Below are 19,615 nucleotides of genomic sequence, written 5' to 3' on the forward strand. Positions count from 1 at the left end.
CCTGGTGACGACGGTTTCCAGTGGTCGTCGCAACACGTGATCACTGACGTGTGGCGGCGAGCAGTTTAGACAGACGCTTGGCTGGGGTTTCCCAGCCGAGCGTCTTGCGTGGGCGGCTGTTGAGTTCGGCAGCAACGGTGTCGAGGTGCTCACGGGTGTGCCGGGACAGGTCGGTGCCCTTGGGGAAGTACTGCCGCAACAGGCCGTTCGTGTTCTCGTTCGACCCACGCTGCCAAGGGCTGCCGGGGTTGCAGAAGTAGACCGGAATGCCGGTGGTGACGCTGAACGTGTGGTGACCGGCCATTTCGGAGCCCTGGTCCCAGGTCAGGGACCTCTTCAGGTGCTCCGGCAAGGTCTGGACAGTATCCGCCAGGGCGTCGCCGACAGCGACCGCGCCGCTGCCCTGGGGCAGGTGTACCAGCATGAGGTAGCGCGTGCTGCGCTCCACCAGCGTGGCGATGGCCGAGCGGTGGTCCTTGCCGACGATGAGGTCGCCCTCCCAGTGGCCGGGCACGGCCCGGTCGTTGGCCTCGGCCGGGCGGTCGCTGATCAGCACCATGGGGTGTGTGAACCGCTGCTGGCGGCTGTGGGCCTGGCGTTGAGGGCGGCGCATGGCGCGTCCTGTCCGCAGGGCCAGGGTCAGTTCCCGGCGGAGCTCTCCGCGGCCTTGGACGTAGAGGGCCTGGTAGATCGTCTCGTGGACCACGTGCATCTCCGGCCGGTCGGGGAAGCGCCTGCGCAGAGCGTGACAGATCTGCTCAGGGCTCCACCGCCTGGTGAGGTGGTCCTGGATGAAGTCGCGCAGCTCGGGGTTCTGACCGATCTTGCCGGGCTTGGGGCGCGGGCGGCGCTGTTGGGCCCGGCGCTGGGCGGCATGGGGCCGGTAGGCCCAGCGGAAGCGGTCGCCGCGCAGGGGCATGCCGTTTCGGCGTATCTCCCGGCTGACGGTGGACGGGCTGCGGCCCAGCTCGGCGGCGATGGCACGGACTGTCGCCTTCTCCCGGAACCGGTCGGCGATGTGGATCCGCTCGTCTTCCGTCAGGTACCGGGACGGCCCTGAGGCCACCCGCACGGCATTCGCGGGTGGCCTCGGACGCTTCTTCCGGCCCTCGGGCCGGCCGTTGCGCCACTCACGACCGGTCCGAGGGTTGACCCCGACTCGTCTGGACGCCTCAAGATTGCCGAACCCGAGCTGCATGAGCCGGAAGTATTCCTCCCGCTCCCGTTGCAGCTTGCGGGGCCCTTGCTCCTTGCGGCTCTTCCGGATCTTGAAGTCCATCGCATCCCCTGAACTGGGGTGTTGCGACGACCACTAGAACGGAAGGACCCTGGCGGGGCTTCTGTGTGGGGTGACGGCAGTAGTTGACGGCAAGGTCAGCGGACGACGGTTCCGCGCAGTGGCGGGTCGATGCCGTCGTCGCGGGGAGGTTCGTGGCCGGAAGGACCGTCGAGAGCGGCACTGAGGGTGTCGATGGCGTCTCGCTGAAGGCGGAGGCGTACGTGGGCGTAGACGGTGGCGTAGACGCCGATGTGGGCGTGGCCGAGGAGTTCCTTGATGACGACGAGTTCGACGCCTTGTTCCAGGAGGAGGGTGGCGGTCGAGTGGCGGAGGTCGTGGAAACGGATGCGGCGAAGGTCGGCCTTGCGGAGGAGCGTGTTGGGGGTGCGGGTGAGGTTGGTCGGGTCGATCGGTCTGCCCTGCGCAGTGGTGAACACATGCCCGTCGTGTTGCCACGTCGTGCCCGCGGCCTCACGCTCGCGCTTCTGCTGCTCGTGGTGGAGCTTCAGCGACTTGACGCAGCGAGCGGGAAGGGCGATGCGGCGTGCGGAGGCCCGCGTCTTGGTGGGCAGCGTGGTAAGCCGCCTGCGGTGGAGCGCTGCAAGGCTCGGCGGATTGCGGCGGTGCCAGCGTCGACCAACTAACAATCAGCGCGGGGCCGGTGGTGCTGACCCGCCGTGTTTTCATGGCAGGGTACGGAAGAGGGTCGCTCACCCCACTCTCACCCGCAGTTCCTTGATGCCGTTCAGCCACGCCGAGCGCAGGCGGCGGGGGTCGCCCGCCAGGTGGAGGCCGGGGAGGGTGTCGGCTATCGCCTGGAAGATCAGGTCGATCTCCATCATCGCCAGCGACTTGCCCAGGCAGAAGTGCGGGCCTCCGCCGCCGAAGCCCAGGTGCGGGTTGGGGTCGCGGGTGATGTCGAAGACCTCGGGACGGTCGAAGACCTCCGGGTCGTTGTTGGCGGAGGAGTAGAACAGGCCGACCCGGTCGCCCTTCTTGACGCGGGCGCCGCCCAGGTCGACGTCCTGGGTCGCCGTGCGCTGGAAGGAGACCACCGGGGTCGCCCAGCGGACGATCTCCTCGGCCGTCGTCACCGGACGTTCGCGCTTGTAGAGCTCCCACTGCTCGGGGTGGGTCAGGAACGCGTGCATGCCGTGGCTGATCGCGTTGCGCGTCGTCTCGTTCCCGGCCACCGCCAGCAGGATCACGAAGAAGCCGAACTCGTCGGAGGACAGGTTTCCTTCGCCCTCCGCGGCGACGAGTCGGCTCACGATGTCCTTCGCCGGACACTCCTTGCGGGCGGCCGCCAGGTTCATCGCGTACGAGACGATCTCCATCGCCGCCTCGGTGCCGACCTCCTCCGTGATCGCGTACTCGGGGTCGTCGTAGGCGGCCATCTTGTTGGACCAGTCGAAGATCTTGGAGCGGTCCTCCTGGGGGACGCCGATGAGTTCGGCGATCGCCTGGAGCGGGAGTTCGACGGCGATGTTCGTGACGAAGTCGAAGCCGCCGTCGTCCCCGGCGCGGGCGAGCGCCGTCTCCACGATCGAGCGCGCCCGGCGGCGCAGCGCGTCCTCCAGTGAGCGCACCGCGCGCGGGGTGAAGCCGCGCTGGACGATCTGGCGGACGCGGGTGTGCTCCGGCGGGTCCATGTTCAGCATGATCAGCTTCTGGACCTCGATCTGGGCGCGGCTGATCGACCCGTTGAAGCGGATGACCGCCGTGTTGGTGTTCGACGAGAACAGCTCCGGGTGCGTGGAGACGTGCTTGACGTCCGCGTGCCGGGTGACGACCCAGTAGCCCTCGTCGTCGAAGCCCGAGACGCCGGCCGGCTGCGCGCACCACCACACCGGGGCCGTGCGCCGCATCTCGGCGAACTCCGGGTGGGGGACGCGTGTCTGGAGGAGGTCGGGGTCGGTGAAGTCGAACCCGTCGGGCAGATGGGGGCAGGACATCGGCAGCTCCGCGTTCGGGTCGGACGGTCTGACAGCCCATCAGAAGGTGTCCGAAAGGTAGTAACGAGTTCTACAAGTGGCAAGGGTCGCGGCTGCAGGAGTTGCCCGGAAAGGGTGCACTGGGGGCGTGCAGGACTCTTGCGTACCGGCGGTAGCACTTACGACACTTCACGTGGAACTAGAACGCGTACCAGTTCGTGAGTGTGAGGCGCAGGCACAGACAGAGGCACAGGCCCAGGGCGCCGGGACGCCCGGAGGCCGCGCGAGGAGAGGACGAGCTCATGGCCGCGGAACCCGTCATCGTCGAAGCCGTACGCACCCCCATCGGCAAGCGGGGAGGACTCCTCGCCAACCTCCACCCCGCCTACCTGCTCGGCGAGACCTACCGTGAACTCCTCGGCCGCACCGGCATCCCCGCCGACTGCGTCGAGCAGATCGTCGGCGGCACCGTCACGCACGCCGGCGAGCAGTCCATGAACCCCGCCCGCACCGCCTGGCTCGCCATGGGCCTGCCGTACGAGACGGCCGCGACGACCGTCGACTGCCAGTGCGGCTCCTCGCAGCAGGCGAGCCACATGGTCGCCAACATGATCGCCTCCGGCGTCATCGACATCGGCATCGGCTGCGGCGTGGAGGCCATGTCGCGGGTGCCGCTCGGCAGCGGGTCCAAGCACGGGCCCGGCAAGCCCTTCCCGGACGAGTGGAACGTGGACCTGCCCAACCAGTTCCACGCCGCCGAGCGGATCGCGCGGCGCCGCGGGCTGACCCGCGAGCGCGTGGACGCCCTCGGGCTCGTCTCGCAGGAGCGGGCCGCGATCGCCTGGGGCGAGGAGCGGTTCAAACGCGAGACGTTCGCCGTGCAGGTGCCGACGACCGAGGAGGAGCAGGCCGCCGGCCAGGGCATGTGGCGGCTCGTCGACCGCGACGAAGGGCTGCGGGACACCTCGATGGAGGCGCTGGCACGGCTGAAACCGGTCATGCCGAACGCCGTGCACACCGCCGGGAACTCCTCGCAGATCTCCGACGGGGCCTCCGCCGTCCTGTGGGCGTCCAAGCGGATGGCGCGGGCACTGAAACTGAGGCCCCGCGCGCGGATCGTCGCGCAGGCCCTCGTCGGGGCCGACCCGCACTTCCACCTCGACGGCCCGATCGACGCCACGCGCGCGGTGCTCGGCAAGGCGGGCATGTCGCTGAAGGACATCGACCTGGTCGAGGTCAACGAGGCGTTCGCGGCCGTGGTGCTGAGCTGGGCCCAGGTCTTCGACCAGGACCTGGACAAGGTGAACGTCAACGGCGGCGGTATCGCCCTCGGCCACCCGGTCGGCGCGACGGGTGCGCGGCTGATCACCACCGCCCTTCACGAACTCGAGCGCTCGGACAAGGAGTTCGCGCTGATCACGATGTGCGCGGGCGGCGCGCAGGCGACCGGCACGATCATCCAGCGGCTGTGAGCCCGCGCGCCTTGACCTCAAGCGCGGTTGAGGCAGCACGCTTGCCGTCATGACCGCACAGAGGGATCACCACGACATCAGCACGCTCGTCAGCCGCCTCTTCAGGGCCCTGGACGCCCGCGAGTTCGCGGACGGATGGGCCAACGGCTACTTCGCAGACGACGTGCGGACGACTACCCCGGTCGGCGACGCCGGAGGCGCCGACGCCGTACGCCATGCCGAGGTCGCCGTCGGCCGGTTCGCCCGCACCCAGCACATCGCCTCCGACGTCCTGGTGGACGTCGGAGGCGACGGGGAGAGGGCGACCGCCTCGTGGAACGCGCTGATGGTGCACGTCCACCACGACTCGACCCTGCGGGAGCGCGGCGAAGGGGCGAACCCGCTGTTCACCGTGGGCGGGGTCTACGAGACGGAGCTGCGGCGCACGCCCGGCGGCTGGCGGATCAGCCGTATGGACGTGCGGGCCGTGTGGACCACGGGCGAGCCGCCCGTGGTCACCGGGTAAGGAGGGACGGTTCGCCGGGCACGAAGCCGAGGCCCGGCCCGGCCCGGCCCGAGGACGCGGCTCACACCGCGACGTACCGTGCGGGCGCGCTGCCGGGCACCGCCTCCGCCCGGCCCAGCTTCACCAGCCGCCGCAGATGCGACTCGGCCTCGGAGACCGCGATGGTGCGGGAGCCGTACGGGATCTCGGCCCAGGGCCTGTTCCACTCCATCAGCTCCGCGACCTGCCAGGGCGTGAGCGGCGTCGACAGCAGACGCAGCAGCCCGGCGAGCCGCTCCTCGTGGTGGGCGAGCAGCGCCCGCACACGGCCCGTCGCGTCGGCGAAGGCGTGCTGGTGGGCGGGGAGCACCTCGGCGACGCCGAGCCGGCCGACGCGTTCGAGGGAGTCGAGGTAGTCGCCGAGGGGGTCGGTGACGGTGTCGTCGTCCGGGTCCTCGTACAGCCCGATGTGCGGGGTGATGCCGGGCAGCAGGTGGTCTCCGGAGAACAGCCGGCCGTGCCCGGGGCGCTGTGCCGGGTGGTCCTCCTCCAGGTGCAGGCAGACGTGGCCGGGGGTGTGGCCGGGCGTCCACACGGCGCGCAGCCGGCGGCCCGCGAGGTCGAGCAGCTCGCCGGGGACGATCTCGCGGTCGGGCAGGGCGGCGCGCAGTCCGGGCAGCCGTCCGCCGCCGGTGGCCCGCGCGGCGCGCAGCGGGGCCAGGTGGTCCTCGGGCGCCCCGGCCCGCTCCAGCTTGTCGGTCAGACAGGCGAGCCACACGCCCGGTTCGGCCTCGCGGGTGCGGCGGACGACGGCGGCGTCGGCGGCGTGCATCGCGATCCACGCCCCGGACGCCTCACGGACGCGTCCGGACAGGCCGTGGTGGTCGGGGTGGTGGTGGGTGACGATCACGCCGTGGATCTCAGCGGCCGAGGTTCCGCAGGCTTCGAGCCCGGCGGTGAGGGTGTGCCAGGAGCGGGGGTCGTCCCAGCCCGTGTCGACGAGCACCGGGCCCCGGTCGGTGTCGAGGAGGTGGACCACGGTGTGGCCGAGGGGATTGTCGGGAATCGGGACACGGAGGGACCGTACGCCGCCTCCGTGGTCGGTCACCTGCGTCATGGAGTGCTCATCTCCCGTCCGCCCAAGGGCCGTTGCCCGTCCGTCGACTATAACGAGAACCGGTTCTCATGGTTGCCCTGGTCTCCTGCCTGCGGGGGGGATGGGTGCCGGCCGGCGTGGCGGCAGGTGGCCGGTCCTCACCCGTGGACTCCTGGAACAGGAACTGGTATCAGTTCTGAAACACCGTCAGATACGGGTGGGTCACGGCGCCGGACACGGCCGGCCCAGCGGGAGGCAGCGGTCATGACCGACTTCCAGGAGTACCGACAACTGTTCATCGGCGGCCGGCCGGCCGATCCGCTCGGGAGCGACACCATCGACGTCGTCTCCCCGCACACCGAAGAGGTCATCGGCCGCGTCCCGCACGCCTCGCGCGCGGACGTCGACAGGGCCGTCGCCGCGGCGCGCCGCGCCTTCGACGACGGGCCCTGGCCCCGGATGTCCCTGACCGAACGCATCGAGGTCGTCTCCCGGATCAAGGACGCGATCGCCGTACGCCACGAGGAGATCGCCCGCTGCATCAGCGCGCAGAACGGCTCCCCGTACTCCTGGAGCGTCCTCGCCCAGGCCCTCGGCGCGATGATGGTGTGGGACGCGGCCATAGCGGTCGCCCGCGGCTTCGTGCACGAGGAGCACCGCGACGGCGTCCTCGGCCCGGTGCTGGTGCGCCGCGAGCCCGTCGGTGTCGTCGCGGCCGTCGTCCCGTGGAACGTCCCGCAGTTCACCGCCGCCGCCAAACTCGGCCCGGCGCTCCTCGCCGGCTGCACCGCGGTCCTCAAGCCGTCGCCCGAGTCGCCGCTCGACGCCTACCTCCTCGGCGAGATCGCGCAGGAGGCCGGGCTGCCGGAGGGCGTGCTGTCGATCCTGCCCGCGGACCGGGAGGTGAGCGAGTACCTGGTCGGCCACCCCGGTGTCGACAAGGTGTCCTTCACCGGCTCGGTCGCGGCCGGCAGGCGCGTCATGGAGGTCGCCTCCCGCAACCTCACCCGCGTGACCCTGGAGCTCGGCGGCAAGTCGGCGGCCGTGATCCTGCCGGACGCGGATCTCGCGGACGCCGTCGCCGGGATCGTCCCGGCCGCGTGGATGAACAACGGACAGGCGTGCGTGGCCCAGACCCGTATCCTCGTGCCGCGCAGCCGGTACGACGAGATCGCCGAGGCGTTCGCCGCGGCGGCCTCCGAGCTGGTCGTCGGCGATCCGCTGGACGCGGCCACCCAGGTCGGGCCGCTGGTCGCCGAACGCCAGCAGCGGCGCTCGCTCGACTACATCCGCGTCGGCCAGGAAGAGGGCGCCAAGATCCTCAGCGGCGGCGGCCGTCCGGCCCACCTGGACCGCGGCTGGTACGTGGAGCCGACCCTCTTCGGCGGCGTCGACAACTCCATGCGCATCGCCCGCGAGGAGATCTTCGGCCCGGTGATCTGCCTGCTGCCCTACGGGGACGAGGACGAGGCCGCCGCGATCGCGAACGACTCCGACTACGGGCTCAGCGGCAGCGTGTGGACCTCCGACGTCGAGCACGGCATCGACTTCGCGCGTCGCGTCAGGACGGGCACGTACAACGTCAACACCTTCAGCCTCGACATGCTCGGACCGTTCGGCGGCTACAAGAACTCCGGCCTCGGGCGCGAGTTCGGGCCCGAGGGGTACGGGGCGTACCTGGAGCACAAGATGATCCACCTGCCCGCCGGATGGGAGGCACGGGCCGATGGGTGACCGCTGGCGCGTCGAGGTGGACCGGGGCGTGTGCATCGGCTCGGGCATGTGCGTGGGCCACGCCCCGGACGGCTTCCGGCTCGACACCGCGCGGCAGTCGCATCCGCGCGCCGAGGCGGCGGACGCGAGCGAGGAGGTCCTGGCCGCGGCAGAGAACTGCCCCGTCGAGGCGATCACGATCACGTTGCTGGACAGCGGCGAGACGGTCTTCCCGCCGGAGGACTGAGCGCCGTGTCCGGGGGTGCCCGGCGGATCATGGCAGGGACCCGGCCCGCTTCCCGGAGTCCGCCCGCGAGGTGTTCCCACCCGGCCGTCCGGCCCCGCTCCGCCGGAATCCCGCTGGGTAGGGTGGGCGCGACACCACACCGTGAACCGGAACGAGGAGCAGACGTGAGCGAGCCGGCGTCCATCGCCCTGCAGCAGGAGATCGCCCGGGAACTCGAGGTCGCCGAGACCTTCGAGGCCGAGCGGGAGATCGAACGCCGGGTGGCCTTCCTCGCCGAGCGGCTGACCTCCACCGGTCTGCGCTCCCTCGTGCTCGGCATCAGCGGCGGCGTCGACTCCACCACCACCGGCCGGCTGTGCCAGCTCGCCGTCGAGCGGGCCCGGGCGGCCGGTCACGAGGCGCGGTTCTACGCGATGCGCCTGCCCTACGGGGTCCAGGCCGACGAGCACGACGCCCAGCTCGCGCTCTCCTTCATCCGGGCCGACCACGTGCTGACCGTGGACATCAAGCCGGCGAGCGACGCCGCGCTCGACGCCGCGCTGGCCGCCGGGGTGAGCTTCCGCGACGCCCACCACCAGGACTTCGTGCACGGCAACATCAAGGCACGCCAGCGCATGATCGCCCAGTACGCGGTGGCCGGCGCGCACGACGGCCTGGTCGTCGGCACCGACCACGCAGCCGAGGCGGTCTCCGGCTTCTTCACCAAGTTCGGCGACGGCGCGGCCGACCTGGTCCCGCTGACCGGCCTGACCAAGCGCCGGGTGCGCGCCGTCGCGGACGCGCTGGGCGCACCTGCCGAGCTGGTGTGGAAGACCCCGACGGCCGACCTGGAGACCCTCGACCCGGGCAAGGCCGACGAGGACGCGCTCGGGGTCACCTACGACGACATCGACGACTTCCTGGAGGGCAAGCCGGTGGACGAGCGGGCCTTCGGGACGATCGTCGGCCGCTACCGCCTCACCGACCACAAGCGCCGGCTGCCCATCGCCCCCTGAGAACGTCGCGAGGCCTTGCGCCCCGCGACCGTGCGAAACTTCTGATCCATGATCACGGGGGCAACGGGCCCCCGTACACGTCGGATTGGGAGAACTGTGCGCAAGGCGAGGTGGGCGGCCGCGGCTGCCGGTGTGGTGCTCGTGGTGACCGGCTGCGGCAGCGAGGGCGGCTCGGACGAGGGCAAGGGCGGCGGATCCGGCTCCTCGTCGCAGGCTCCGGCGGAGGCGGGCGGCACCCTCGACGCCGCCACGGTGACCAAGGAGATCGCGGACGCGGCCACGGCGGCCGGTTTCACCGAGAAGCCGTCGGACGACGTCCCGCCGGCCCTCAAGAGCTGCATGGTCTCGTGGCAGCCCGACGACAAGAAGGCCGCCGACCCGAAGACGTCCTACGACGCGACCGTCGCGGCCCTCGGCAAGGGCGGCTGGAAGGAGTCGCAGAACTTCGACCAGCAGGGCTCGGTCATCAAGTCGCTGGACAAGAGCGGCTGGACCGTGAAGGCGAGCTACCAGGGCCAGAAGGACACGTTCCTGCTGATCACCTTCATCGCCACGGACAACGGCCCCGCGTGCGAGAAGCTCTTCCGGGAGGACCTGGAGAAGAACAAGGACTCCTGACAGCCCGCCCGGGGAACCGGCGCACCGGCGGCGAGCGGCTACCGCGCCGTCCGGCCGCGTCCCTTCGGGGGCGCGGCCGCCGCGTCCGGCGCCGTCAGGTCGATCAGCCGGCACACCGTCTCGATGTCGATCTTCACCTGCGCGATCGACGCCCGCCCCGACAGCCACGTGATCAGCGCCGAGTGCCACGTGTGCTCGATCACCCGCACCGCGGACAGCTGCTCCGGCGTCGGATGCTCCAGCCCCATCGCGTCCAGGATGATCGCCGTGGTCTGCCGCGAGACGGTGTCCACCTCCGGACTCACGCTGCGGTCGGCGAAGGTCAGCGCCCGCACCATCGCGTCCGCGAGATGCGGTTCGCGCTGGAGCGCCCGGAACGCCCGCATCAGGGTCTCCGCCACCCGCTCGGCCGCGCCCTCGCCGCCCGGCGGACGCTTGCGCAAGGTGGTGTGCAGACGCTCCAGCTGGTCCTGCATCGTCGCGACCAGCAGATGGATCTTGGAGGGGAAGTAGCGGTAGAGCGTGCCGAGGGCGACTCCGGCCGCCTCCGCGACCTCCCGCATCTGCACGGCGTCGAAGCCGCCTCTGCAGGCCAGCTGGGCGCTGGCGTGCAGGATGCGACGGCGGCGCGCCTCCTGGCGCTCGGTCAGGGGCGGTGACACAGGCACCGCCGGCTTGGCTTCCGCTGTCATAGGTCCCGTTCCCCGCACGCGTCCGGATCGTCCGGCACGGCCCGCACGCCGTGGCGCGAATCACCTGATCCGCCGGTCACAGTTGCGCTACCTGCCGGTAGATTCGAAGCTCCTCGAACGATCAAGTCTGTAACTTGTTCTAGATTAGCGCGACCGATTACGCTCCGGCGAAACGCAGTGAGAAGGGGGCCGTGGGTGACCGCAGAGGCCATAGAGATCGGCCCCCGTGCGGGCGCGTCCGGCGACGGCGACTCCCCGCTGCGCATCGCGCTCCTGACCTACAAGGGGAACCCGTTCTGCGGCGGCCAGGGCGTCTACGTGCGTCATCTGTCGCGCGAGCTCGCCCGCCTCGGCCACCACGTCGAGGTCATAGGCGCCCAGCCCTACCCGGTCCTCGACGAGGGCGTGCCGCTCACCGAGCTGGCGAGCCTCGACCTGTACCGCCAGCCCGACCCATTCCGCACCCCGAGGCGCGGCGAGTACCGCGACTGGATCGACGGCCTCGAGGTCGCCACCATGTGGACCGGCGGCTTCCCCGAGCCCCTGACCTTCTCCCTGCGCGCCCGCCGCCATCTGCGGGCCCGGCGCGGCGAGTTCGACGTCGTCCACGACAACCAGACCCTCGGCTACGGGCTCCTCGGCGACCTCGGCGCCCCCCTCGTCACCACGATCCACCACCCGATCACCGTCGACCGGCAGCTCGACCTGGACGCCGCCGCCGACTGGAAGCGCCGGGCATCGGTACGCCGCTGGTACGCCTTCACCCGTATGCAGAAGCGCGTCGCCCGCCGCCTCCCGTCCGTGCTCACCGTCTCCGGTTCCTCGCGGCAGGAGATCACCGACCACCTCGGCGTACGCGGCGACCGCATCCACGTCGTCCACATCGGCGCCGACACCGACCTCTTCTCGCCGGATGTTTCGGTCGCCGAGGTCCCCGGCCGGATCGTCACCACCTCCAGCGCCGACGTGCCCCTCAAGGGCCTCGTCCACCTCGTCGAGGCCCTGGCGAAACTGCGCACCGAGAACCCGGACGCCCACCTCGTCGTCGTCGGCAAGCGCGCCGAGGACGGCCCCGTCGCCCAGCTCATCGAACGGTACGGACTCGCGGACGCCGTCCGGTTCGTCAAGGGCATCACCGACGCCGAACTCGTCGACCTCGTGCGCAGCGCCCAGATCGCCTGCGTGCCGTCCCTGTACGAGGGCTTCTCGCTGCCCGCCGCCGAGGCCATGGCCACCGGCACCCCGCTCGTCGCCACCACGGGCGGTGCGATCCCCGAGGTCGCGGGCCCCGACGGCGAGACGTGCCTGGCCGTGCCGCCCGGCGACGCCGAGGCCCTGGCCGCCGCCCTGCTCCGCCTCCTCGGCGAGCCGGACCTGCGGGCCAGGCTCGGCGCGGCGGGCAGGGCCCGGGTGCTCGCCCGCTTCACGTGGAAGCAGGCCGCGATCGGCACGGCCGAGCGCTACCGGGAGGCCATCGCCGCCTCGCCGGCACCCGTCCGTACCCGTACCTCCTGACCCCCCGCACCCCAGCTCCGCCCCCAGGAAGGCAGACCCCCGTGCTGACCGTCGACTTCTCCCGCTTTCCGCTCGCCCCGGGCGACCGCGTGCTCGACCTGGGCTGCGGCGCAGGCCGGCACGCGTTCGAGTGTTACCGGCGCGGCGCGCAGGTCGTGGCGCTGGACCAGAACGGCGAGGAGATCCGCGAGGTCGCCAAGTGGTTCGCCGCGATGAAGGAGGCGGGTGAGGCGCCCGAGGGCGCCACGGCCACCGCGATGGAGGGCGACGCGCTCAACCTGCCGTTCCCCGACGAGTCCTTCGACGTCGTGATCATCTCCGAGGTGATGGAGCACATCCCCGACGACAAGGGCGTGCTCGCCGAGATGGTCCGCGTGCTGCGGCCCGGCGGCCGGATCGCCGTCACCGTGCCGCGTTACGGCCCGGAGAAAATCTGCTGGGCGCTGAGCGACGCGTACCACGAGGTCGAGGGCGGCCACATCCGCATCTACAAGGCCGACGAACTGCTCGCCAAGATCCGGGAAGCCGGCCTCAAGCCGTACGGCACCCACCACGCGCACGCGCTGCACTCGCCGTACTGGTGGCTCAAGTGCGCCTTCGGCGTGGACAACGAGAAGGCGCTGCCGGTGCGGGCGTACCACAAGCTGCTGGTCTGGGACATCATGAAGAAGCCGCTCGCGACCCGGCTCGCGGAGCAGCTCCTCAACCCGGTCGTCGGCAAGAGCTTCGTGGCGTACGCGACCAAGCCGCACTCCCCCTCGCTTCGCGGCGGGTACACCCAGCCCAAGGCCGAGGCGTGACGACCTCGCGCCGCCCGGGCGCCACCCCGGGGAAACCACCCACCGGGCAGCAACCTCCGACGCCCCCGGCCAAGACGGACCAACTCGTCCTGCCGGGAGTCCTGACGGCCGAGCAGGCCGCGCAGACCGTCGCGGGCATCCTCGCCGCGCAGCGCGAGGACGGCGCGATCCCGTGGTTCCGGGGCCACCACCTCGACCCGTGGGACCACACCGAGGCGGCGATGGCGCTGGACGCGGCGGGCGAGCACGAGGCGGCGGCCCGCGCCTACGCGTGGCTGGCCCGCCACCAGAACGACGACGGTTCCTGGTACGCCGCCTACCACGACGGCGACGCGGACGCCGTGACCGACCACGGCCGCGAGTCCAACTTCTGCGCGTACATAGCGGTCGGCGTCTGGCACCACTACCTGGCCACGGGCGACGAGGCGTTCCTCGACCGCATGTGGCCCGCGGTGTTCGCGGCGGTCGAGTTCGTGCTCGGCCTCCAGCAGCCGGGCGGCCAGATCGGCTGGAAGCGCGAGCCGGACGGCACGGCGGTGAACGACGCGCTGCTGACCGGGAGTTCGTCGATCCACCACGCGCTGCGGTGCGCTCTCGCGATCGCGGAGGAGCGGGAGGAGCCCCAGCCGGACTGGGAACTCGCCACCGGCGCGCTGGCCCATGCGATCCGCCACCACCCCGAGCGTTTCCTCGACAAGGACCGCTACTCGATGGACTGGTACTACCCGGTCCTCGGCGGCGCGGTCACGGGCGCGGAGGCCAAGGCGCGGATCGAGTCCCGCTGGGACGACTTCGTGGTCCCGGCCCTGGGCGTGCGCTGCGTCCTGCCGAACCCGTGGGTCACGGGCGGCGAGAGCTGCGAACTGGCGCTGGCGCTGTGGGCGATGGGCGAATCCGACCGCGCGCTGGAGATCCTCCAGTCCATCCGGCACCTGCGCGCCGAGGACGGCATGTACTGGACGGGCTACGTCTTCGAGGGTGACCGCGCGATGTGGCCGGAGGAACTGACCACGTGGACGGCGGGCTCCCTGCTGCTGGCGGTGGCGGCGCTGGGGGGCGACGAGGCGACGACGGCGGTGTTCGGGGGGGAGCGGTTGCCGAGGGGGTTGGCGGGGGACTGCTGCGGGTTGCTGTGACCGGGGGTTTGTCCCCCGTCCCGCCCTCCCCCTACGGCCTGGCGGCCGTGGGCGGTATCCCCACCCCGAAACCGGGGCAAGCCCGGACCCCGCCCCGCGCCCCGCGCGGCATTCCGGGGGCTCCGCCCCCGCACCTCGCGCCTCAATCGCCGGCGGGGCGGATGTGCCCTGCCGGGCAGGAAGTTCCCGGTGGCGGGGCTGGGTTGCCGCGTAGCGGCAATTCCAGCCCGTCCGGCGATTGAGGACACCGCGCGGAGCGCGGTACGGGGCCGGGGCGGAGCCCCGGTTTCGGGGAGGGGCGGGGTGGGGAAGGCGCTACCGCTTGCGCAGCTGGCCCGCCACGCCATGCCCAACGAACAGGTACACCAGCGCCGCCAGGCCGTAGCCCGCCACCACCCTCGCCCATTCCTTGTCGAAGGTGAACAGGTCGTGCGACCAGCCGGAAAGCCACCGTGCCACCCCGCGGACGAACTCCACAAGGTCGTTCGCGCGGTTGGCCTCCAGCAGGTACATCAGGATCCACAGGCCGATCACGAAGGCCATCACGTCCGCGACGACGACAACGATCCGCGCCGCCACCGCGGTGTTTCTCGCGTGTGTTGTCATGACCAGCGTCTTGCCGCTTGTGCGTGCGTGAAACCCCTTCGGGCCAACCCTGTTGGCAACCGGGGCGCTCCCAGGGGGACGGCTACGCGTTCAGTTCCGCGAGCACCCGCAGCGTATGCGGGTCCGGAGCCGTCACCAGCAGGTCCGTCACCGGCCCCTTGCGCCACAGCTCCAGCCGCTCCGCGATCCGTTCCCGCGGCCCGGTGAGCGAGATCTCGTCCGCGAACGCGTCCGGCACGGCCAGCACCGCCTCCTCGCGGCGTCCCGCGAGGAACAGCTCCTGCACCCGGCGGGCCTCCTCCTCGAAGCCCATCCGTGCCATCAGGTCCGCGTGGAAGTTGCGCGCCGCGTGCCCCATGCCGCCGATGTAGAAGCCGAGCATCGCCTTCACGGGCAGCAGTCCCTCGGCGACGTCGTCGCAGACGCGGGCGCGGGCCATCGGCGCGACGACGAAACCCTCGGGCAGAGAGGTGAGTGACGCGGCGTGGACGTCCGTCCGCAGCGGCGACCAGTACAGCGGCAGCCAGCCGTCGGCGATCCGCGTCGTCTGCGCGATGTTCTTCGGCCCCTCCGCACCCAGCAGCACCGGCAGGTCCGCCCGCAGCGGATGGGTGATCGGCTTCAGGGGCTTGCCCGTGCCGGTGCCGTCCGCGCCCGCGTACGGATGCGAGTGGAACCGTCCCGCGAGCTCCACGGGCCCCTCGCGGGCGAGGACTTGGCGAACCACGTCCACGTACTCGCGCGTCGCGGTCAGCGGGCTCGCCGGGAACGGGCGCCCGTACCAGCCCTCCACCACCTGCGGCCCCGACAGGCCGAGCCCCAGCATCATCCGCCCGCCCGACAGGTGGTCGAGGGTGAGCGCGTGCATCGCCGTCGCCGTCGGGGTGCGCGCGGCCATCTGCGCGACGGCCGTGCCCAGCCGGATACGGGAGGTGTGCGCGGCGATCCAGGTCAGCGGCGTGAACGCGTCCGACCCCCACGCCTCGGCCGTCCACACGGAGTCGTAGCCGAGCCGCTCGGCCTCCAGGGTCAGTTCGAGGTGGGCGGGATCGGGGCCGCGGCCCCAGTAGCCGAGGGCGAGTCCGAGTCGCATGCGCGCCGCCTCCACTGCTTTCTGACGGAGCGTCAGGGTACGGCAGCGGCCCCCCGCCCGGAAGGGCGAGGGGCCGCGAAGGCGTGCGCGACGTCAGCCGCGCTGGATGCCGGAGGTGTCCTGCAGGACGCCGCGACGGCCGTCCTGGGTCTGGGCGACCAGGCCCGGACCGCGCTGCTCGACCGCGAGGTACCAGGTGCCGGGCGCGAGTTCGGCGATCGGCGTCGGCGAACCGTCCTCGCCGTACAGCGGCCGGGCGACGGGCACGGCGAACCAGAACGGCGAGAAGTCGGGCGCGGCACCGCCGTGCGAGGCGTCGGCCGGGGCCGGAGCGGCCTGCTGACCGGCCTGCGGAGCGCCGGTCTGGGCGCCGTACGGCTGCGGCTGACCCGGCTGCGCGCCGTAGGGCTGCTGCTGGGCGCCCGGGTAACCGTAACCACCCTGCGGCTGCATGCCGTACGGCTGCGGGGCGGCCGGGCGGGGGGCGCCGATGAGCGGGGCCTTGAGAGCGGGAACCAGCAGGGAGCAGACGGCACCGGCGGCGAGCGCGAGCGCCGCGATGAAGCCGAGGATGAGCCCGGTGCCGGAATCGGGGCTGAAGCCCTCGGCGTTGAGCGAACCGGCCGGGTCGAAGATCGCGCCGAGCGCGGACCAGGCCGTGAAGAGCGTCAGGGCGACACCGAGCTGGCCGAGGTCGAGCCCGATGACCTTCGGGGGCTGCGGCAGCGCGCGGGCCAGGACGATCAGGGCCGCACCGATGATGCCGGCGAGGTAGAAGCCCAGGAGCAGGGATCCGTTGTCCCAGGCGGTCGGCACGTCGTCGCATTCACTGCCGGAGCAGTCGAACGTGTCGAGGAACGAGGCGATGAACAGCAACACCGCTGCTCCGATCACCACGCCATCGCCTCGAGTGAGGGAGCGGATGTTCACGTGTCAGTCCTTCGTAGGTCGTCTCATCGGGGCGGTCGTCGCTGCCGCCTGGTCGGGCGGGTACACGGACGCGGAGCTCGGGGGTGACTCCCCATCGTAGAGGCGAATCTATCGTCCGCCGGTTCCGGCCGTCCTCCCGGTATCGCAGTTGTCCGGGTTACTTCCCGAGGTAGCTGCCGATCCCGTCCGCCATTCCCTGGGCCGCCTTCTGGCGCCAGTCCGGACTGGTCAGCAGAGCGGCGTCCTTGGGATCACGCATATTGCCGCATTCGATGAACACCTTGGGAACGGTGGACAGGTTGAGCCCGCCGAGATCCCCCCGCTCGTCCAGTCCCGTACCGCCGCCCACGTAGTTGGACGGCGCGCTTCCGGTCGCGCGCAGGAAGTGGCCCGCGATACGTTCCCCCAGGTCACGGGAGGGTCCGACGATCTTCGATGTGTCCGCGGCACCACCCTTGACGAGCGCGGGCAGGATGACGTGGAACCCGCGGTTGCCGGTCGCCGATCCGTCCGCGTGCACGGAGATCACGGCGTCGGCCTTCGCTTCGTTGCCGAACCGTGCCCGTTCGTCGATGCAGGGACCGAACGGACGGTCGCTTTCATGGGTGAATTCGACCCGTGCGCCCTGCTTTTCCAGCAGAGTGCGAAGACGTCGTGAAACATCGAGGGTGAAATCGGCTTCGCGGTATCCACCGACCGTCGCCGTGCCCGTGGTGTCGCATTCCTTGCGGTTCGTCCCGATGTCCACGAGCTTGTTGATCTCGCTCGGGTGACGGAAGTTGCCGGGGTTGTGCCCGGGGTCGACGACGACCACCTTCCCGGCGAGCGGCCCCTTGCCCCCGGGCCGCTCGGCAGGCGCGGAGCGCGTGGCCGACGCGCTGGGGGAGCCGGAGGGGGATGCCGAGGCGGTCGGGCCGGTGTCACCCGGCTTGCCCGCGGACGACGGCGTCGAGGCCGCCGCGGGTCCAGGGGCGCCGTCGCCGCCCGCCCCTTGCCAGATCAGCCATCCGGCGAGGCCCACGGGCACGAGAGCGGCGACAGCGACGAGACCACGCCGGGAGCGGCGCGGTCCGGTGGGGGGATGCTGGTTCTCGTCGTACGACACGGTGGCGATGCTAACCGGGCGGCCCGCCGGAATCAGATCCCCGCGCCCGTGCGCCGCAGCACCCGCAGCGACCCCGTCGCCGCCACCTCGGTGAACGCGCCCGACCCCAGCGCCCGCAGGTACACGCGGTACGGCGCCTGGCCGGTGAATTCGTCCACCAGGTCCGGGAACACGTCGTGGATCACCAGCAGACCGCCCTCCGCGAGGTGCGGGGCCCAGCCCTCGTAGTCGTTCGTCGCGTGCTCGTCCGTGTGGCCGCCGTCGACGAAGACCAGGCCGACCTCGCCGGCCCACACCTTCGCCGCCTGCGGCGACCGGCCGACGATCGCGATCACGTGGTCCTCCAGGCCCGCGCGGTGCAGTGTGCGGCGGAAGGTGGGCAGCGTGTCCATCAGGCCCACCTCCGGGTCCACCACCTCCGGGTCGTGGTAGTCCCAGCCCGGCTGCTGCTCCTCGCTGCCCCGGTGGTGGTCCACGGTCACCGCCACCGTCCCGGCCTCGCGGGCCGCGTCGGCGAGCAGGATCGTCGACCGTCCGCAGTACGTCCCCACTTCGAGCAGTGGCAGCCCGAGCGCCCCCGCCTCGGCAGCGGCCGCGTACAGGGCCAGCCCCTCGTCCACGGGCATGAAGCCCTTGGCGGCCTCGAAGGCGGCGAGAGTCTCCGGCTTTGGGGTGGCGGGCGGCATGCGGTCCTCCGGGCGGGTGTGCGGATCGGAGGCCATCGTGCCTTACGGGCCGGTAGCTTCCCCCTTCGCGGCCAGTTACCTCATTCACATCACTCATGCGCGTCCGCATGGTTACGCTCGGCTACATGGTGCACATCCGCAGCCTTGACCCCTCTGCGTCGCCCCTGGACTACTACGGCTCCGAACTCCGCCGCCGACGCGAGGAAGCGGGCCTCAAACAGAGTCAGTTGGGGGCGTGCATCTTCGTCACCGGCTCGCTGGTCGGCCAGATCGAGACGGCGAAGAAGGTCCCCACACGGGACTTCAGCGAACGGGTGGACGCGGCGCTCGGCACGGACGGGATGTTCTCCCGGCTCGTGGGCCTGGTGCTGCGCAGCCAACTGCCGCACTGGTTCCAGGCGTACGCGGAGATGGAGGCGAAGGCGGCGTACATCTCCACGTACCAGGCGCAGTTGGTGTACGGGCTGTTGCAGACCGAGGAGTACGCGCGGGCGGTGCTCAGCGTCAGGGACGAGGCGAACCTCGACGCCAGGGTGGCCGCGCGGATGGAGCGCCAGCGCATCCTGGACCGGGAGACGCCGCCGCTGATGTGGGTGGTGCTCAGCGAGGCCGTGCTGCACCAGGAGGTCGGCGGCCCCGAGGTCATGCGGAACCAGCTCGCCCACCTGTTGGAGCTGCGCGGGCGTGAGTGGGTGAAGGTGCAGGTCCTGCCGTTCGCGGTCGGCGCGCATGCCGGACTGCCAGGTACGTTCAACCTGCTGCGGTTCGAGGATGACCCGGACCTCGTCTACACCGAGGACTTCGTCCAGGGCCATATGACGGCCAATCCGTCCGCTATCAGGGAGGGTTCGCTCCGTTACGATCACCTGCAGGCCGCCGCGCTGTCCGTGGAGGACTCCGCGGCACTCATCGCCCGCGTAATGGAGGAACGTTATGGACACCGACCAGGGCCTGACGGGCGCACGCTGGCGTAAGTCGTCGTACAGCTCCGACACGGGCGGGGACTGCATCGAGTGCGCCCCCCTCGGCGGCGCCACCTGGCGCAAGTCCTCGTACAGCGGCGACACCGGCGGTGAGTGCGTCGAAGTCGCCCACCTCGCCCCCCACGTCGCCGTCCGCGACTCCAAGAACCCCGACGGTCCCGTCCTCACCCTCACCCCCGCCGCCTTCGCGGCCTTCGTGGGAGCCGCCGCCGTGCTCTGACCGGCCGCCGC

At 71.4% G+C, this 19,615-nt stretch carries 20 protein-coding genes and 1 pseudogene; 11 read left to right on the top strand and 10 right to left on the bottom strand.

Features of this window, described 5'->3' with window-relative positions; translation table 11 throughout:
• Positions 1-40: 40 nt before the first annotated feature.
• The 3 genes and pseudogenes from QFZ82_RS27765 to QFZ82_RS27775 form a co-directional block, all read right to left on the bottom strand.
• Positions 41-1,198 (bottom strand): IS30 family transposase, encoded by a 1,158-nt coding sequence (locus QFZ82_RS27765; protein ID WP_307717863.1) that lies wholly within the window; start codon positions 1,196-1,198, stop codon positions 41-43.
• A 176-nt stretch (positions 1,199-1,374) separates the two neighbouring features.
• Positions 1,375-1,916, bottom strand: a pseudogene (locus tag QFZ82_RS27770) (site-specific integrase); the annotation flags it as partial.
• Between the two features lie 73 nt (positions 1,917-1,989).
• Positions 1,990-3,234: a cytochrome P450 gene (locus QFZ82_RS27775; protein WP_307715744.1), complete on the bottom strand. Its 1,245-nt coding sequence runs from the start codon at positions 3,232-3,234 to the stop codon at positions 1,990-1,992.
• Positions 3,235-3,515: 281 nt separating this feature from the next.
• On the opposite strand from QFZ82_RS27775, the gene QFZ82_RS27780 reads away from it, so the two are divergent.
• The gene (locus tag QFZ82_RS27780) at positions 3,516-4,685 is read left to right on the top strand and encodes a steroid 3-ketoacyl-CoA thiolase (RefSeq protein ID WP_307715745.1); all 1,170 of its coding nucleotides are present in this window, start codon (positions 3,516-3,518) and stop codon (positions 4,683-4,685) included.
• Between the two features lie 49 nt (positions 4,686-4,734).
• Positions 4,735-5,190 carry a nuclear transport factor 2 family protein gene (locus QFZ82_RS27785; RefSeq protein ID WP_307715746.1) on the top strand — a complete coding sequence of 152 codons (456 nt, stop codon included), beginning with the start codon at positions 4,735-4,737 and terminating at the stop codon, positions 5,188-5,190.
• A 61-nt stretch (positions 5,191-5,251) separates the two neighbouring features.
• Here QFZ82_RS27785 and QFZ82_RS27790 read toward each other — a convergent pair whose 3' ends face one another.
• Positions 5,252-6,286, bottom strand: a complete 1,035-nt coding sequence (locus QFZ82_RS27790; RefSeq protein WP_307715747.1) for an MBL fold metallo-hydrolase — start codon at positions 6,284-6,286, stop codon at positions 5,252-5,254.
• A 243-nt stretch (positions 6,287-6,529) separates the two neighbouring features.
• On the opposite strand from QFZ82_RS27790, the gene QFZ82_RS27795 reads away from it, so the two are divergent.
• The 4 genes from QFZ82_RS27795 to QFZ82_RS27810 all read left to right on the top strand — a co-directional run bounded on the left by QFZ82_RS27795 (position 6,530) and on the right by QFZ82_RS27810 (position 9,838).
• Positions 6,530-7,999 carry an aldehyde dehydrogenase gene (locus QFZ82_RS27795; protein ID WP_307715748.1) on the top strand — a complete coding sequence of 490 codons (1,470 nt, stop codon included), beginning with the start codon at positions 6,530-6,532 and terminating at the stop codon, positions 7,997-7,999.
• Positions 7,992-8,225: a ferredoxin gene (locus QFZ82_RS27800; protein ID WP_307715749.1), complete on the top strand. Its 234-nt coding sequence runs from the start codon at positions 7,992-7,994 to the stop codon at positions 8,223-8,225. Before QFZ82_RS27795 ends, QFZ82_RS27800 begins: the two co-directional genes overlap by 8 nt.
• 164 nt (positions 8,226-8,389) lie before the next feature.
• Complete coding sequence (gene nadE / locus QFZ82_RS27805) at positions 8,390-9,220, top strand: ammonia-dependent NAD(+) synthetase (protein ID WP_307715750.1); 831 nt, start codon at positions 8,390-8,392, stop codon at positions 9,218-9,220.
• A gap of 96 nt (positions 9,221-9,316) precedes the next feature.
• Complete coding sequence (locus QFZ82_RS27810; protein ID WP_307715751.1) at positions 9,317-9,838, top strand: hypothetical protein; 522 nt, start codon at positions 9,317-9,319, stop codon at positions 9,836-9,838.
• Positions 9,839-9,876: 38 nt separating this feature from the next.
• On the opposite strand, the gene QFZ82_RS27815 is transcribed toward QFZ82_RS27810, so the two are convergent.
• The gene (locus tag QFZ82_RS27815; RefSeq protein ID WP_307715752.1) at positions 9,877-10,530 is read right to left on the bottom strand and encodes a TetR family transcriptional regulator; all 654 of its coding nucleotides are present in this window, start codon (positions 10,528-10,530) and stop codon (positions 9,877-9,879) included.
• 195 nt (positions 10,531-10,725) lie between these two features.
• Here QFZ82_RS27815 and QFZ82_RS27820 point away from each other — a divergent pair, with 195 nt between their 5' ends.
• The 3 genes from QFZ82_RS27820 to QFZ82_RS27830 all read left to right on the top strand — a co-directional run bounded on the left by QFZ82_RS27820 (position 10,726) and on the right by QFZ82_RS27830 (position 13,981).
• A complete protein-coding gene (locus tag QFZ82_RS27820) occupies positions 10,726-12,045 on the top strand; it encodes a glycosyltransferase family 4 protein (RefSeq protein ID WP_307715753.1) in 1,320 nt (439 codons plus the stop codon).
• A 41-nt stretch (positions 12,046-12,086) separates the two neighbouring features.
• Entirely contained in the window at positions 12,087-12,845 is a 759-nt protein-coding gene (locus QFZ82_RS27825; RefSeq protein WP_307715754.1) for a class I SAM-dependent methyltransferase, read from the top strand.
• Between the two features lie 89 nt (positions 12,846-12,934).
• Positions 12,935-13,981 (top strand): prenyltransferase, encoded by a 1,047-nt coding sequence (locus QFZ82_RS27830; protein WP_307717864.1) that lies wholly within the window; start codon positions 12,935-12,937, stop codon positions 13,979-13,981.
• Between the two features lie 315 nt (positions 13,982-14,296).
• On the opposite strand, the gene QFZ82_RS27835 is transcribed toward QFZ82_RS27830, so the two are convergent.
• The 5 genes from QFZ82_RS27835 to QFZ82_RS27855 all read right to left on the bottom strand — a co-directional run bounded on the left by QFZ82_RS27835 (position 14,297) and on the right by QFZ82_RS27855 (position 18,401).
• Entirely contained in the window at positions 14,297-14,587 is a 291-nt protein-coding gene (locus QFZ82_RS27835; RefSeq protein WP_307715755.1) for a hypothetical protein, read from the bottom strand.
• An 82-nt stretch (positions 14,588-14,669) separates the two neighbouring features.
• The gene (locus QFZ82_RS27840; RefSeq protein WP_307715756.1) at positions 14,670-15,680 is read right to left on the bottom strand and encodes an LLM class F420-dependent oxidoreductase; all 1,011 of its coding nucleotides are present in this window, start codon (positions 15,678-15,680) and stop codon (positions 14,670-14,672) included.
• 93 nt (positions 15,681-15,773) lie between these two features.
• Positions 15,774-16,610 carry a hypothetical protein gene (locus QFZ82_RS27845; protein ID WP_307715757.1) on the bottom strand — a complete coding sequence of 279 codons (837 nt, stop codon included), beginning with the start codon at positions 16,608-16,610 and terminating at the stop codon, positions 15,774-15,776.
• A 157-nt stretch (positions 16,611-16,767) separates the two neighbouring features.
• Positions 16,768-17,715, bottom strand: a complete 948-nt coding sequence (locus QFZ82_RS27850) for an N-acetylmuramoyl-L-alanine amidase (RefSeq protein ID WP_307715758.1) — start codon at positions 17,713-17,715, stop codon at positions 16,768-16,770.
• A gap of 32 nt (positions 17,716-17,747) precedes the next feature.
• Positions 17,748-18,401 carry a class I SAM-dependent methyltransferase gene (locus QFZ82_RS27855; protein WP_307717865.1) on the bottom strand — a complete coding sequence of 218 codons (654 nt, stop codon included), beginning with the start codon at positions 18,399-18,401 and terminating at the stop codon, positions 17,748-17,750.
• Between the two features lie 125 nt (positions 18,402-18,526).
• Between QFZ82_RS27855 and QFZ82_RS27860 the strand changes: the two genes are divergently transcribed.
• Positions 18,527-19,375, top strand: coding sequence for a helix-turn-helix transcriptional regulator (locus tag QFZ82_RS27860; protein ID WP_307715759.1), 849 nt, complete (start codon positions 18,527-18,529; stop codon positions 19,373-19,375).
• Complete coding sequence (locus tag QFZ82_RS27865) at positions 19,335-19,604, top strand: DUF397 domain-containing protein (RefSeq protein ID WP_307715760.1); 270 nt, start codon at positions 19,335-19,337, stop codon at positions 19,602-19,604. Before QFZ82_RS27860 ends, QFZ82_RS27865 begins: the two co-directional genes overlap by 41 nt.
• The last annotated feature ends 11 nt before the right edge of the window (positions 19,605-19,615 follow it).

Origin of the sequence: Streptomyces sp. V4I23 (genome assembly GCF_030817975.1) — a bacterium.
Taxonomy (GTDB): domain Bacteria; phylum Actinomycetota; class Actinomycetes; order Streptomycetales; family Streptomycetaceae; genus Streptomyces.